Here is a 14,406-nt window from a genome sequence, read left to right as displayed (position 1 = left end):
TTGTCCTGATCTGAACGGGCGTTGCGGCATCCTGGCCGTCCCCACTCGTTCGACAGGAGGCGGCCTTGGATCCGGACTGGAGCGTGGTGCGCGCCTATGGCGTGCCGTTGGCGACGGGCCTGGCGTTCGGGCTGCTGGCGTGGTGGTGGCTGCGCCTGCTGGCCCGGCGCAGCCAGGGGCGCGACCAGCGGCGCGCGCGCATCGTCGGCGTGATCAGCCTGCCGCTGGCCTTCGCCCTGCCGGCGCTCGCGCTGCAGCTGGCGCTGGAAGCCACGCCGCTGCAGGGCGCGCCGCTGCAGCTGGCCAGCCACCTGTTGCGCATCTGCCTGGTCGGCTGCCTGACCTGGCTGTTGGTGCGGGCGGTGGCCGCCGGCGAGGCCTTCATCCTGCGCAGCCATCCCATCGAGGTGGCCGACAACCTGCAGGCGCGCCGCATCCAGACCCAGACGCGCGTGCTCAGCCGGGTGCTGATGGGGACGATCGTGCTGCTCGGCCTGTCGCTGACCCTGCTCACGTTCCCCGCGGTGCGCCAGATCGGCACCACGCTGCTGGCCTCGGCGGGCATCGTCGGCCTGGTCGCCGGCATCGCCGCCAAGCCGGTGTTCGGCAACCTGATCGCCGGCCTGCAGATCGCCTTGACCCAGCCGATCCGCCTGGACGAAGTGGTCATCGTCGAGGACGAGTGGGGGCGGATCGAGGAGATCGGCAGCGCCTACGTGGTGGTGCGCATCTGGGACGAACGGCGGATGGTGGTGCCGCTGACGTGGTTCATCGAGCATCCGTTCCAGAACTGGACGCGCAGCAGTGCGCAGCTGCTGGGCACCGCCTTCCTGTGGCTGGACTACCGCACACCGGTGGCGGAGCTGCGTGCCGAACTGGAGCGCATCTGCCACGGCGAGCCGCTGTGGGACGGGCGCGTATGCGTCACCCAGGTCACCGACACCAGCGACAGCACCATCCAGGTGCGCCTGCTGGTCAGCGCACGCAATTCCGGCGAGGCCTTCGACCTGCGCTGCATCGTGCGCGAGCGCATGCTCGACTTCCTCGCCCGCCACCACCCCGAGTCCCTGCCGCGCCTGCGCGCGCAGATGCTCGACGGCGACGAGGGGCCGGTGCCGCGTCCTGCCCGGCCGGCCGCGGCGGCGGTGCGCTCGCCGCGCGCCGAGGATGGCTGAAACCCTCCGGGGCGAGCTGGACCGGGCGGACGACCTGGCCGGATTGACCGTGTCCCCGTGAAATGCGCGGCCTGCCGCTTCCCGCTTGCGCCGCCGCCGCCGCGCGGCGCAGTGGTTGCCGTGCGCGGGAATGCGTAGCCGGGCCGAAAGCCTTTCCCCCGCATGCCCGTGGCGGACACACCTACCCGCCCGGCGGGGACCTACCCGCCCGGGTGGTCGCATGTCGGTGCGCGCGTCCCTAGGCTCGGTCGGGCCGCTGAAGGAACGGCCATCCGGCATGGGGTTATTTCCACATGCCGATCGATCACTTACCGCTGCGCCCGCGTCACGGCAGCATGCTGGGCCCCATGCCGAGGCGGGGGCCTACCAGGGAAGGCAATCGCAAGGGGGCGTGGCGGGCACGATGGCCGTGCCGGCGGTGCAGCCCCCGTTCTTCCCTGGTGACCTGGAGAAAGATTCACATGTATCGACTGCAACACCGCGTGCACTTCGCGACGCGGATCGTGGCGTGCCTGCTGGCGGCCGTGCTGAGCCTGCCGGCACTGGCCAAGTCGCACGGCCAGATCCTATGGGATTCTTATGGCGTGCCCCATATCTATGCCCCGGACGAGGCCGGCGCGTTCTACGGATTCGGCTGGGCCCAGGTCAAGAGCCACGGCAACATCGTGCTGCACCTGTACGGCGAGGCCCGCGGCCGCGCCGCCGAATACTGGGGCGAGCAGTACGTCGAGCAGGACCGTTGGCTGGCCAGCAACGACGCCTACGCGCGTGCGCGCCGCTGGTACGCGCAGCAGACGCCGCAGTTCCGCAAGGACCTGGATGCGTTCGCTCAGGGCATGACCGACTACGCCAACGCCCATCCCGAGCAGATCGATCCCTCGCTGCGGCAGGTGCTGCCGATCACCGGCGTGGACGTGGTCGCCCATGCCGAGCGGCTGATGAACTACGTCTACATCGCCAGCGAGCAGCGCGTGCGCGGCAATCCGCCGCCGGACACCAAGGCCCGCGACGGCTCCAACGCCTGGGCGCTGATGCCCGCGCGTACCCGTGACGGCGCGGCCATGCTGCTGGCCAATCCGCACCTGCCGTGGGCGCCGGGCTTCTTCACCTACTACGAGGCGCACCTGAACGCGCCCGGGATCGACATCTACGGGGCCACCCAGATTGGCCTGCCGATCATCCGCTTCGCCTTCAACCCGGACCTGGGCTTCACCAACACGGTCAACACCATGCTCGGCGCGACCGTGTACAAGCTGACCCCAGCCGGCGACGGCTACCTGTTCGACGGCAAGCCGCGCGCCTACACGGTCGAGGACAAGCACCTGCAGGTGCGCCAGCCGGACGGCACGCTCAAGCGCCTGGACTTCCAGGTGCGCCATACCGTGCACGGCCCGGTGTTCGAGCGCTACGACGGCACGCTGGTGGCGCTGCGCGTGGCCGGGCTGGACCGGCCGGGCATGCTGCAGCAGTACTGGGACATGGGCAAGGCGCGCGGCTTCGACCAGTTCCTGGCCGCGGTGAAGCGCGTGCAGGTGCCGATGTTCAACATCGTCTACGCCGACCGCCAGGGCAACGTCATGTTCCTGGACAACGGCATCCTGCCGCGGCGCGCCAGCGGCGACGTCAAGTACTGGCAGGGACTGGTGCCCGGCGACACCTCGGCCACGCTGTGGAACGCCGACGACATCCACACCTACGAGGAACTGCCCAAGGTGATCAATCCGCCGGGCGGGTTCGTGCAGAACACCAACGATCCGCCGTGGGTGTCGACCTGGCCGCGGGTGCTGGATCCGGCGAAGTTCCCCGCCTACGTGGCCGAGGAAGGGCCGATGTCGCTGCGCGCGCAGACCTCGGTGCTGTCGCTGGCCGGCAGCGGGCGGCTGTCGTTCGAGGACTTCGAGCAGCGCAAGCGCTCGGTGCATTCGCTGGCGGCCGAGCGCCTGCTGCCGGAACTGCTGGCGCTGGCCAAGGGCAGCCAGGATCCCGACATCGCCCAGGCCGCCCAGGTGCTGGCCGGCTGGGACCGCGCGTTCGAGGCCGACAGCCGCGGCGCGCTGCTGTTCGAGGAATGGGCGCACCTGTTCGCCGGCGACTACAAGTACGTCTCGCAGAAGGGCTATCGCGACCCGTGGACGCTGGACGATCCGCTGGCCACGCCGCGCGGGCTGAAGGACCCGGCACTGGCGCTGCAGCAGCTCAAGCAGGCCGTGGCCGTCACCCGCAAGCTCTACGGCAGCATCGACCGGCCCTACGGCGAGGTGTCGCGCTTCCACATCGGCGACGTGGACCTGCCCGGTCGCGGCGGCTTCGGCAACCTGGGCGTGTTCAACGTGATCACCTGGGACCCGATCAAGGACGGCGAGCGGCTGCCCCAGCACGGGGAAACCTGGGTGTCGATGGTCGAGTTCGGCACGCCGCTCAAGGCGAAGGGACTGATGAGCTACGGCAACTCGACCCAGCCCGGCAGCCGCCACAACAACGACCAGTTGTCGCTGCTCTCGCAGGGCAAGTACCGCACCCTGTGGACCACGCGCGAGCAGGTGGAAGCCAACCTGGAATCCACCGACACGCTCTGACGTCCCGCTCCCGACACGCCATGGACGGCCGCCCCCCGGGCGACGGCGACCTGCCGTGCCCGCCACTCCTGCCACTCCCCCGCATCCGAGAGGTTCCAAGAAAATGATCGTGCAACACCCCGGTTATCGTGCCCGGCCTTCCGCCGCTGCGGGCACGCTCCGCCCGCTGTACCTGGCCCTGTCGCTGGCCGTGGCCGGCCTGGCCTGCCAGGCGACGGCCCACGCGCAGGAGGCCGACAGCAAGGCCAAGACCCTGGACACGATCGACGTGAAGGCCAATGCCCGCTCGGCCGTGGTCAGCCAGGGATCGCTGGGCAACCTGTCCAACCTGGAGACCCCGTTCTCCACCGTGGAGGCCAGCGCGGAGAAGGTAGCCGACCTGCAGCCGGCCTCGGTCTACGCGCTGTTCGCCAGCGATGCCAGCATCAGCCGCCAGTCCGGCGGCGACTTCACCGCCTGGTCCTCGTACCTGACCATCCGCGGCATCCCGGTGGCCTCCACCGCCGGTGCCACCAAGCTCAACGGCCTGCCGACCATGCTGTTCGGCATCACCCTGCCGATGGAGATGATGCAGGGCGTGCGCATCCTCAAGGGCGCCTCGGGCTTCATGTACGGCTTCGCCGCGCCGGGCGGCATCGTCGACTACGTGACCAAGAAGCCGACCGACGGCTTCCTGCTCAGCGCCGACGTGGGCTATCGCTCGGACAACCTGCTGCAGGAGCACGTCGATTTCGGCGACCGCACCGACGGGCCGCACCACTTCGGCTACCGCATCAACGCCAGCCACCAGGAAGGCGATTCCAACCGCGGCACCGGGGTGAAGAAGAACGCGTTCGCGGTCTCGCTGGATGCGGACATCACCTCGACCCTGCGCTGGAACCTGGACGCCATCTACCAGAAGATGAGCATCGACAAGCCGATGCCGATGGCCTTCCTCACCAGCTACACCTCGCCGAAGCTGCCGCACATCAGCACCGGCACCGACAACCCGCAGGCCGACAACGCCTACGACGACACCAAGTTCTGGGAAGCCAACACCGGCCTGTACTGGCAGATCTCCGACGACTGGAACCTGCGCATGGACGTGGCCAAGAGCCGCTCCAAGACGGTGTTCTCGATCGACTACCTGTACCTGCTGGACGCCAGCGGCCGCTTCCAGGACCGCACCTACGACGGCTACTACACCTACAACTACGAGATGGCGCGGACCATGCTGCAGGGCACGTTCGCCCTGGGACCGACCACCCACAACGTCGTGGTCGGCGTGAACTACCAGACCAGCGACAACAAGCTCGGCTACAGCAACCTCACCCAGGGCTACGTGGCGCACGGCTACCGCTACCTGGGCGACGGCCAGAAGCTGGTGTACACGCCGACCTACGGCAAGTCGCAGCAGGGCTACCCGACCAGCGGCGACCTGCAGCGTGCGGTGTTCGCCAGCGACACGGTGGACTTCTCGCCGCAGTGGTCGGCCCTGCTGGGCGTGCGCTACACCCAGTACGAGCAGTACAACAACGCCTACAAGTTCAGCGCGGGCGAAGTGAGCTCGCGCAGCCGCACCACCTCGACCGCGTACTCGACCTCGCCGACGGTCGCGGTGATGTACAAGCCGATCCCCGACGCCACCGTGTACGCCAGCTACGTCGAGGCGCTGGAGGCCGGCAACACCGTGGGCGCGACCTACGTCAACTACGGCCAGCAGCTGGGGCCGATCAAGAGCAAGCAGTACGAGACCGGCTTCAAGCTGGAGAAGGGCCTGGTCAACGCCTCGCTGGCGCTGTTCCGGCTCGACCGCGGCACCGGCTACGCCAACAGCGAGAACTACTACGTGCAGAGCGGCATCAGCCGCTACCAGGGCGTGGATGCCAGCCTGAGCTGGCGCGTGGTGCCGAGCCTGCGCCTGTCGGCCTCGGCGGTCTACCTGGACAAGTCCGACTACGTGACCATCGACAACGCCTGGCTGAAGGGCAAGCAGGTGTCCGGCGGCTTCCGCGCCAGCGGCGCGCTGGGTGCCGAGTACAGCCCGCAATGGCTGCCCGGCGCCAGCGTCAACGTCAATGCGCGCGCGACCGGCGAGACGACCGCCTACCAGAACATCACCCGCCAGCTGACCCTGACCGCCCCGGGCTATACGCTGTACGACGTCGGCTTCAAGTACGCCGCGCCCTATGGCGCCCACCAGGTCACCTACCGCGTCGGCGTGAACAACCTGTTCAACAAGGCCTACTGGATCGGCGGCTCGAACTCGTTCGTGTTCCTGGGCGATCCGCGCGCGTACTACGCCAACGTGTCCTTCGACTTCTGATGTCTTCCGGTATCCACGCCGGTTCCTGATCCGATCGAAACAAGAGGAGTGAATGCCGTGTTCAAACACGTAGCCCGTGGTGCGCTGATGTTCTCGCTGATGCTGCCGGCGCTGGTCCTGGCCAAGAGCCCGCTCGACGGCGTGTGGCGGCTGGACAACGTCAAGTCCTACTGGACCGACGGCAACATGCCCAAGGGCATGAGCCTGACGGTGAAGGTGGATTTCGACGGCAACGCGCTGGATTACTACTCGGTCAACGACACCAATCCGGCCAAGAAGACGACGCTGCGCTACCACATCCCGATGGACGGCAAGTCCCATCCGCTGCCCGAGCACGGCCCCGAGGACCGCTACAACGCGGTGTCGGTCAGCCGCATGGGGCCGCGCGAGTTCCAGTTCCTGAAGCTCAAGGGCGACGATGTGGTGGTCGGCGAGTTCTGGGAATATTCCGCCGACGGCAAGCACCTGGTGCGCAAGGGCGTGGGCAAGTCCGTGGAGGGCAAGTCCAAGGCCTTCGTGGAGTACTTCGACCGCACCGACAAGATGCCCTGAATCGCCGCCGGCAAGGTGGCCGCGCAAGGGCCGGGTCCTTCGGGACCCGGCCCTTCGCGTGTCAGGGCGTCGCGTCGAGGGTGGGCAGGAAGGCCGGCACCGGGCGCGGTCCGCGGCGCTGCTCGTAGGCGTAGGCCAGGCCGACCAGGCGTGCCTCGCTCCACGCCGGGCCCATGAACAGCAGGCCGACCGGGAGCGGGCCGATGCTGCCCATCGGCACGGTGATGCTGGGATAGCCGCTGACCGCGGCCGCGCTGTAGCCGGCGCCGGGGAAGCGGCCGCCGCGCGCGGGATCGATCGGCCAGGCCGGTCCGGTGGCCGGGGCGACCAGGGCCTGCACGCCGGCCTCGGCAAGGGCGCGGTCGATGCCTTCCGGGCCGGCCAGGCGGTGGGCGCGCGCGCGCGAGCTGAGATAGTCGGCATCGTCCAGGCCGGCGGTGGCCTGGGCGGCGATGAAGGTCTCCTGGCCGAACAGCGGCATCTCGCTTTCGGCATGCCGGTCGTTGTAGGCGATCAGCGCCGCCAGCGAGGCCACCGGCGCGTCGTGCGACTGCAGGTAGCGATCCAGCCCGTGCTTGAACTCGGTGCGCAGGACGCGGGTCTCGTCCTCGGACCATTGCCCGTCGGTGGTGATCGTCGCATCGACCAGCTGGGCGCCGGCGCCACGCAGCACCTCCAGTGCCGCCTCGAAGCGGGCCGCGATCGCCGGATCGGCGGTCAGCCGGTTGCGCAGCACGCCGATGCGGACCCCGCGCAGGGCGCCGGCGTCCAGGGCCTGGCGGTAGTCGGCCGGCGCTGGCCGGTCCGCCACCCTGGTCGCCGGATCGTCCGGGTCGGGGCCGGCCATGACGGTCAGCAGCGCCGCGGCGTCGGCGACGTTGCGCGCCATGGGGCCTGCGGTGTCCTGGCTGGCGGAGATCGGGATGATGCCGCGGCGGCTGACCAGGCCCACGGTCGGCTTGATCGCCACCAGGCCGTTCACCGCGGCCGGGCACATCAGGCTGCCGTCGGTCTCGGTGCCGACGCCCGCCACCGCCATGCCGGCGGCCACGGCCACCGCGGTACCGGAGCTGGAGCCGCACGGCGTGTGGTCCAGCACGTAGGGATTGCGGGTCTGGCCGCCGCGCGCGCTCCAGCCGCCGATCGAGTGCGTGGAGCGGAAGTTGGCCCATTCGCTCAGGTTGGTCTTGGCCAGTATCACCGCGCCGGCCGCGCGCAGGCGCCGGACGAGCGGGGCATCCTGGCGCGGGTGGAAGTCCGCCAGCGCCAGCGAGCCGGCGCTGTTGGCCATCGGCGCCGCGTCGATGTTGTCCTTGAGCACGATCGGGATGCCCTGCAGCGATCCCGGTCGATGGCCGGCACGGCGCGCCTCGTCGCGCCGCCCGGCTTCCTGCAGCGCCCCGGGATGGGTCTCCAGGATCGCGTGCAGCGCCGGCCCGTCGCGGTCCAGGGCGGCGATGCGTTGCAGGCAGGCCTGCACCAGCTGGCGGCTGTCGAAGTCGCCGGCGGCCATGCCGGCCCGGGTGCTCGCGATGTCCAGCGTGGCGCAGTCGGGCGGGGCGGCGGCAACGGGGCCGGCGGTCAGGAGCAGGGCGAACAACAGGCACGGCGCAGGCATGCGGGCCATGGCGTGTACGTTCCGGAGGAGGGCAGGCCAGCTTAACCAAGCGGCCGGCGTCGCGCGTGCCGGCGGCGGCGCGTCAGTTGTTGGCCGGGCGGGCGTGTCGGCGATGGATGTCGCGCCCGAGGATGGCCACCAGCAGCAGGTTGAAGCCGAGCACGGCCCAGGACGTCCAGCTCGGGTGGTGGTGGATCGCGAAGATGTCGAAGGGCAGGTACAGCGAGGCGGAGATGCAGCCCAGCCAGGAGGCCCAGGCGCGGGCGCGCCACAGGCCCCAGGCCTCGACCAGATGCAGCAGGCCGTAGAGCAGGATCATCCCGGCGGCCAGGTGCACCGCGCTCGGGTCGATCACGCGCAACAGCGACGGCAGGGCGCCGTGATCCGGATCCAGGTGCAGCCGGCTGATCAGGTAGTGCAGGGCATGGCGCAGCGGATCCGGACCGATCAGTTCCAGGCCGCTGGCGGCGAGAACCGCCAGCAGGCCCTTGCCGCCTTCCACCAGGGCCAGCACGTGCAGGCCGGGGTGGGCGCGCGGACTCGGGTTGTACGGCCGTGGCGGCTCGTGCGCCATCGCGTCCTCTTCGCCCATCCCGGTGGGTGCGCCGGTCAGCCGCCGCGGCTGGCGCGCTTGCGCTCGTTTTCGGTGAGGCCCTTCTTGCGCAGGCGGATTTCCTTGGGCGTCACTTCGACCAGCTCGTCGTCCTCGATGAAGTCCAGCGCCTGCTCCAGGGTGAACTTGATCGCCGGGGTCAGCTTGATCGCATCGTCCTTGCCCGAGGCGCGCATGTTGGTCAGCGGCTTGGTCTTGATCGCGTTGACGGTCAGGTCGTTGTCCTTGGAATGGATGCCGACCAGCTGGCCCTCGTACACGTTGTCGCCCTCGGCGGCGAACAGCTTGCCGCGCTCTTCCAGCGGCCCCAGCGCGTAGGCCGGCGTGGTGCCCGGCGCATTGGCGATCATCACCCCGTTGGGACGCTTGGCGATGGCGCCCTGTTCCTTCGGGCCGTAGTGGTCGAACACGTGGAACAGCAGGCCCGAGCCCTGGGTCAGGGTCTTGAACTCGTTCTGGAAGCCGATCAGGCCGCGCGCCGGGATTTCGTAATCCAGGCGCACGCGGCCCTTGCCGTCGGGCTCCATGTTCTTGAGCTGGCCCTTGCGGATGCCGAGCTTCTCCATCACGCCGCCCTGGTGGATCTCCTCCACGTCGATGACCAGCTGCTCGATCGGCTCCATCAGCTGGCCGTCGATCTCCTTGATGATCACTTCCGGGCGCGACACCGCCAGCTCGTAGCCCTCGCGGCGCATGTTCTCGATCAGCACCGACAGGTGCAGCTCGCCGCGGCCGGAGACCAGGAACTTGTCGGCGTCCTCCAGCTGCTCAACGCGCAGGGCGACGTTGTGCACCTTCTCGCGGTCCAGCCGGTCCTTGAGCTGGCGGCTGGTCAGGAACTTGCCGCCGGACAGGTCCTTGTTGCCGGCGAACGGCGAGTTGTTGACCTGGAAGGTCATCGAGATGGTCGGCTCGTCCACGGTCAGCGCCGGCAGCGCCTCGGGGAAGTCGGGCGCGCAGATGGTGTCGGAGATGGTCAGCTCCTGGATGCCGGAGATGGCGACGATGTCGCCGGCCTCGGCCGACTCCTGCTCGATGCGCTCCAGGCCGAGGAAGCCCAGCACCTGCAGCACCTTGCCCTGGCGCTTCTTGCCCTCGCGGTCGATGACCACCACCGGCATGTTCTTCTTCAGCGTGCCGCGCTGGATGCGGCCGATGCCGATCACGCCGACGAAGCTGTTGTAGTCCAGCTGGCTGATGCGCATCTGGAACGGGCCGTCCGGATCCACGTCCGGCTTGGGCGCGTGCTGCATGATGGCCTCGTACAGCGGGGTCATGTCGCCGGAGCGGGCGTTCTCGTCGAGCGAGGCGTAGCCGTTCAGCGCCGAGGCGTAGACGATCGGGAAGTCCATCTGCTCGGGCGTGGCGCCGAGGCGGTCGAACAGGTCCCAGACCTGCTCGACGACCCATTCCGGGCGCGCGCCGGGGCGGTCGATCTTGTTGACCACCACGATCGGCTTGAAGCCCATCGCGAACGCCTTCTGGGTGACGAAGCGGGTCTGCGGCATCGGCCCGTCCATCGCGTCCACCAGGATCAGCACCGTGTCCACCATCGACAGCACGCGCTCCACCTCGCCGCCGAAGTCGGCGTGCCCGGGGGTGTCGACGATGTTGATGCGGTTGCCGTTCCAGTTGATGGCCGTGTTCTTGGCCAGGATGGTGATGCCGCGTTCCTTTTCCTGGTCGTTGCTGTCCATCACGCGGTCGGCGATCTGGGCGCGCTCGCTGAAGGTGCCGGACTGCTTGAGCAGCTGGTCGACCAGGGTGGTCTTGCCATGGTCGACGTGGGCGACGATGGCGATGTTGCGGAGGTTCTCGATGGACATGCGCGATGTGGGCAGCCGTTGCGGGCCGCCGTGCCTGGATGGGGTGGACAAGCCGATCATTATATCGTCTTCCGGGCGCGGCCGCCGGCATCGGCCCGGCTGCCGGGTGAACGGGCCCGCGCGGCGCCCCGGCGCCCCGGGAAACGGGCCTGCCGGTGTATCCTAGCGGGCCGGAAAACACCGCCCTGCGCACGCCAAGGAACCCATGTCCCTGACCGCCACCTTCGACACCGCCCGCGGCCCGATCAAGATCGCGCTGTACCCCGACAAGGCCCCGCTGACCGTGGCCAACTTCGTCAACCTGGCCCGGCGCGGCTTCTACGACGGGCTGAATTTCCACCGCGTCATCGCCGATTTCATGATCCAGGGCGGCTGCCCCCACGGCACCGGCACCGGCGGCCCCGGCTACCGTTTCGAGGACGAGACCGGCAACGGCCTGCACCACGAGCGCGGCACGCTGTCGATGGCCAACGCCGGCCCGAACACCAACGGCAGCCAGTTCTTCATCACCCACGTCGCCACGCCGTGGCTGGACGGGCGCCACACCGTGTTCGGCAAGGTGCTGGAAGGCCAGGACGTGGTCGATGCCGTCCAGCAGGGCGACGTGATCAACAAGGTCACCATCGAGGGCGACGCCGATGCCGCGCTGGCCGCCAAGGCCGACCGCGTGGCCGAGTGGAACAAGGTCCTGGATGCCTGATCACGGCGGCTGCCCGGCACGGGCGGCCGTCTTCGTCTAGGAGCGCCGTGGTCGCGCTCTCCCACGTTTCATCGCAGAGGAAATACCCCATGAAGACCCCCGTTCGTGTTGCCGTGACCGGCGCCGCCGGCCAGATCGGTTATGCCCTGCTGTTCCGCATCGCCTCCGGCGAGATGCTCGGCAAGGACCAGCCTGTGATCCTGCAGCTGCTGGAACTGCCGGTGGACAAGGCCCAGGCCGCGCTCAAGGGCGTGATGATGGAGCTGGACGACTGCGCGTTCCCGCTGCTGGCCGGCATGGTCGGCACCGACGATCCGGAAGTGGCGTTCAAGGACGCCGACATCGCCCTGCTGGTCGGCGCGCGTCCGCGCGGCCCGGGCATGGAGCGCAAGGACCTGCTGCTGGAGAACGCCAAGATCTTCACCGCCCAGGGCGCGGCGCTGAACAAGGTCGCCAAGCGCGACGTCAAGGTGCTGGTGGTCGGCAACCCGGCCAACACCAACGCCTACATCGCCATGAAGTCGGCCCCGGACCTGGATCCGAAGAACTTCACCGCGATGCTGCGGCTGGACCACAACCGCGCGCTGAGCCAGCTCTCGCACAAGCTCGGCAAGCCGGTCGGCGGCATCCGCAAGCTGGTGGTGTGGGGCAACCACAGCCCGACCATGTACCCGGACTACCGCTTCGCCACCGCCGATGGCGCCTCCATCGCCGAGGCGATCAACGACCAGGAGTGGAACGCCAACACCTTCATCCCGACCGTGGGCAAGCGCGGCGCGGCGATCATCGAGGCGCGCGGCCTGTCCTCGGCCGCCTCGGCCGCCAACGCCGCCATCGACCACATCCACGACTGGGTGCTGGGCAGCGGCGGCGAGTGGGTGACCATGGGCGTGCCGTCCGACGGTTCCTACGGCATCCCGGAGGGCGTGATCTTCGGCTTCCCGGTGACCACCGAGAACGGCAAGTACACCATCGTCAAGGACCTGCCGATCGACGACTTCAGCAAGAAGTACATCGACAAGACCCTGGCCGAGCTGGAAGAAGAGCGTGCCGGCGTGGCGCACCTGCTCAAGTAAGGCCGGCGGGGCGTACCGCGCCCCGGCCAGCGATACGGACGCCGCCCTTCGGGGTGGCGTTTTTTTTGGGGGAAGGAGCAAGGAGAAGGGCGGGCCTCGCCGCGAGGAGGACGGCGCACGACCGGTCCGGTGGACTCGCCAACACCCGGGCAGGGCAGGCGGCGCCGTTCGCGATGGCCATGGGCGGGCGCTCCCGGGCGGTCGGACGCCATGCCCGGGAGATGCCTCCCGTTGCACCGGAGCCGTGCCAGCCGGGTGGCCGGGGCGGAGCCCGCGCACCATGCGTGGCGACACGACCTCGCTGGCCAGGAGGAAGCGCGCGGTTCCTGGGCGGGCGAGGCGGGGTGCAGCGTGCGCGGCACCGGTCGAGGTGCCGGTGGCAGTGGAAACGCAGCGTGGCGCTGCGTGGCAAGCGGGGCCACCGCAGCCCGGCCAGGCAGACGGTGCCCGAAGGCCCGGAGTGCGCGCGCTCGACCGGGCCCGGGCGTCGATGCCGGGCCGTTGCCGCGATGGCTCGCAAGGCGGGTGCCGGGTGCAGGCCCGGCCCCGCCGCGTCATCGTCAGGCGAAGGCCTGGGCCAGTGCGTCCACGCTGCGCAGGATCTCGGCGTAGTCCGGGCGGATGTCGTCGTTGCCGAAGTCGTGCGCACCCTGGCTCTGCACCAGCAGGCCATCGGTGCGCGAGGTCATGCTGACGTTGCGCGAGGTGTAGTACAGGTTGTAGTTCACCTCCGGCTGCGGTGCCAGGCGGCAGGTCTGGCCACGCACCGGGACGATGGACTCGTCGCCGACCAGGGCGCGCGCGCCGTAGCCGGTGGCGTTGACGACGACCTTCTGGCGCAGCCTGCCGATGTCGTCCAGGCTGCCGAACTCGCGCAGCTCGGTGATGCCGCCGGCGCGCACGAAATCGTCCATCAGCATCTTCGAGTACGCGCCGATGCCGAACACCAGGTTCACGCTGCGGCGCACGTAGGCGGCGGCGAACGGGTGCTGGTCCGGCGCCAGTTCCAGCGGGCGGGCATGGAAGCCTTCGATCAGGTCCAGCTGCAGGTCCGGGTATTCCGGCTCGCCCTGGCTTTCCCAGTGGGTCGTGCCGGCCTGTCCGTCTGACAGCAGGTAGACGTCCTGCCAGGCGATCGGGTTGCCGGGCAGGCCGAGCAGGCTCTGGTACATGCGGAACGAGCTGCGCGCGGTCTTCTGCCACCACGCGCGGAATTCCGGGGTGGCGTTGTCGGCCGAGACGATGCGCGAGGCGGGCGTCCACGCGCCGGTGGCAAAGCTGGAGCGCACCGCCGGCGGGAATTCCCGGGCGTAGATGTGTACCTTCAGGCCGTACTTCTGCATGACCCGGGCGGCGGTCAGCCCGATCGCGCCGCAGCCGACGACGCCGATCTCCTTCTCGCCGGTGGCCAGCGCCAGCGCCGCCACCTGTTCGCCGGTGCCCCACGACAGCGACCAGCCGCTGCCGCCGTGCCCGTAGCTGTGGATGACGGTCTTGCGCCCGACCCTTTCCGCCTCGATGCGCGGTCCCTGGGCGCGGAACGGACGGGTGCATACATCGACCGAGATCACCCGCTCGGGAGAGGCCCGCACCCTGGCCAGCGGCGGGACCGGGAGGAAGTGTGGCTTCTGCCCGGGAGGGACCATGGCCGCCGGCGCCGCCTGCGCCAGGGCGTTGCCGGCGATGCCGGCACCGAGGGCGGCGACGCTCGCGCCACCGACGGCATGCAGGAAATTGCGACGTTGCATCTGGATTCCTCGGATTGGATGGGCCGGCTCGGCACCGGCGACGACTGCGACTTCCCGATGCCGCAGGACGGACCGCATGCGGTCACCTGCGGCACATTGCACGGTATCGGTATCGGTATCGGTATCGGTCATGGCGGGCGGGCGTACGCCGTCTCCCGCCGCGGAGCATCGTACCTGCCGGTGCCCGGGCCGGCCGGGGCGGTGGCCACGCCACGGT

10 protein-coding genes are annotated in these 14,406 nt (G+C 69.5%); 6 read left to right on the top strand and 4 right to left on the bottom strand.

All coding sequences use genetic code 11. The annotated features are described in order from the left end of the window. Positions 1 to 65: 65 nt before the first annotated feature. The 4 genes from BN3794_RS12135 (at position 66) to BN3794_RS12120 (ending at position 6,608) form a co-directional block, all read left to right on the top strand. On the top strand, positions 66 to 1,175 hold the full coding sequence (locus BN3794_RS12135) for a mechanosensitive ion channel family protein (RefSeq protein WP_066097611.1): 1,110 nt from the start codon (positions 66 to 68) through the stop codon (positions 1,173 to 1,175). A gap of 461 nt (positions 1,176 to 1,636) precedes the next feature. Beyond that, positions 1,637 to 3,751 carry an acylase gene (locus tag BN3794_RS12130; protein WP_066097609.1) on the top strand — a complete coding sequence of 705 codons (2,115 nt, stop codon included), beginning with the start codon at positions 1,637 to 1,639 and terminating at the stop codon, positions 3,749 to 3,751. Positions 3,752 to 3,854: 103 nt separating this feature from the next. Then, complete coding sequence (locus BN3794_RS12125) at positions 3,855 to 6,056, top strand: TonB-dependent siderophore receptor (RefSeq protein ID WP_066097607.1); 2,202 nt, start codon at positions 3,855 to 3,857, stop codon at positions 6,054 to 6,056. Positions 6,057 to 6,113: 57 nt separating this feature from the next. Next, positions 6,114 to 6,608: a hypothetical protein gene (locus BN3794_RS12120; protein WP_147675761.1), complete on the top strand. Its 495-nt coding sequence runs from the start codon at positions 6,114 to 6,116 to the stop codon at positions 6,606 to 6,608. 61 nt (positions 6,609 to 6,669) lie between these two features. Here the strand turns inward: BN3794_RS12120 and BN3794_RS12115 are convergent, their stop codons facing one another. From BN3794_RS12115 to typA, 3 genes are all read right to left on the bottom strand, one after another. Beyond that, positions 6,670 to 8,226 (bottom strand): amidase, encoded by a 1,557-nt coding sequence (locus tag BN3794_RS12115; RefSeq protein WP_066097604.1) that lies wholly within the window; start codon positions 8,224 to 8,226, stop codon positions 6,670 to 6,672. A gap of 82 nt (positions 8,227 to 8,308) precedes the next feature. After that, positions 8,309 to 8,818, bottom strand: coding sequence for a DUF2127 domain-containing protein (locus BN3794_RS12110; protein ID WP_425476717.1), 510 nt, complete (start codon positions 8,816 to 8,818; stop codon positions 8,309 to 8,311). A 17-nt stretch (positions 8,819 to 8,835) separates the two neighbouring features. After that, the gene (typA, locus tag BN3794_RS12105) at positions 8,836 to 10,665 is read right to left on the bottom strand and encodes a translational GTPase TypA (RefSeq protein WP_066097602.1); all 1,830 of its coding nucleotides are present in this window, start codon (positions 10,663 to 10,665) and stop codon (positions 8,836 to 8,838) included. A 205-nt stretch (positions 10,666 to 10,870) separates the two neighbouring features. On the opposite strand from typA, the gene BN3794_RS12100 reads away from it, so the two are divergent. Both BN3794_RS12100 and BN3794_RS12095 read left to right on the top strand, forming a co-directional pair. Then, positions 10,871 to 11,365 carry a peptidylprolyl isomerase gene (locus tag BN3794_RS12100; protein ID WP_066097600.1) on the top strand — a complete coding sequence of 165 codons (495 nt, stop codon included), beginning with the start codon at positions 10,871 to 10,873 and terminating at the stop codon, positions 11,363 to 11,365. Positions 11,366 to 11,454: 89 nt separating this feature from the next. Further along, on the top strand, positions 11,455 to 12,441 hold the full coding sequence (locus BN3794_RS12095) for a malate dehydrogenase (RefSeq protein WP_066097599.1): 987 nt from the start codon (positions 11,455 to 11,457) through the stop codon (positions 12,439 to 12,441). A gap of 560 nt (positions 12,442 to 13,001) precedes the next feature. On the opposite strand, the gene BN3794_RS12090 is transcribed toward BN3794_RS12095, so the two are convergent. Then, entirely contained in the window at positions 13,002 to 14,189 is a 1,188-nt protein-coding gene (locus tag BN3794_RS12090) for an FAD-dependent oxidoreductase (RefSeq protein WP_066097596.1), read from the bottom strand. Between the last annotated feature and the right edge of the window lie 217 nt (positions 14,190 to 14,406).

Origin of the sequence: Xanthomonas massiliensis, assembly GCF_900018785.1 — a bacterium.
Lineage (GTDB): Bacteria > Pseudomonadota > Gammaproteobacteria > Xanthomonadales > Xanthomonadaceae > Xanthomonas_B > Xanthomonas_B massiliensis.
This window is presented reverse-complemented; position numbering and strand designations above follow the sequence as displayed.

Coding starts and splice junctions, on each gene's coding strand:
- BN3794_RS12130 (WP_066097609.1), top strand. CDS start 1,637: ATGTATCGACTGCAACACCGCGTGCACTTCGCGACGCGGATCGTGGCG.
- BN3794_RS12095 (WP_066097599.1), top strand. CDS start 11,455: ATGAAGACCCCCGTTCGTGTTGCCGTGACCGGCGCCGCCGGCCAGATC.
- BN3794_RS12100 (WP_066097600.1), top strand. CDS start 10,871: ATGTCCCTGACCGCCACCTTCGACACCGCCCGCGGCCCGATCAAGATC.
- BN3794_RS12110 (WP_425476717.1), bottom strand. CDS start 8,818: ATGGGCGAAGAGGACGCGATGGCGCACGAGCCGCCACGGCCGTACAAC.
- BN3794_RS12125 (WP_066097607.1), top strand. CDS start 3,855: ATGATCGTGCAACACCCCGGTTATCGTGCCCGGCCTTCCGCCGCTGCG.
- BN3794_RS12090 (WP_066097596.1), bottom strand. CDS start 14,189: ATGCAACGTCGCAATTTCCTGCATGCCGTCGGTGGCGCGAGCGTCGCC.
- BN3794_RS12115 (WP_066097604.1), bottom strand. CDS start 8,226: ATGCCTGCGCCGTGCCTGTTGTTCGCCCTGCTCCTGACCGCCGGCCCC.
- typA (WP_066097602.1), bottom strand. CDS start 10,665: ATGTCCATCGAGAACCTCCGCAACATCGCCATCGTCGCCCACGTCGAC.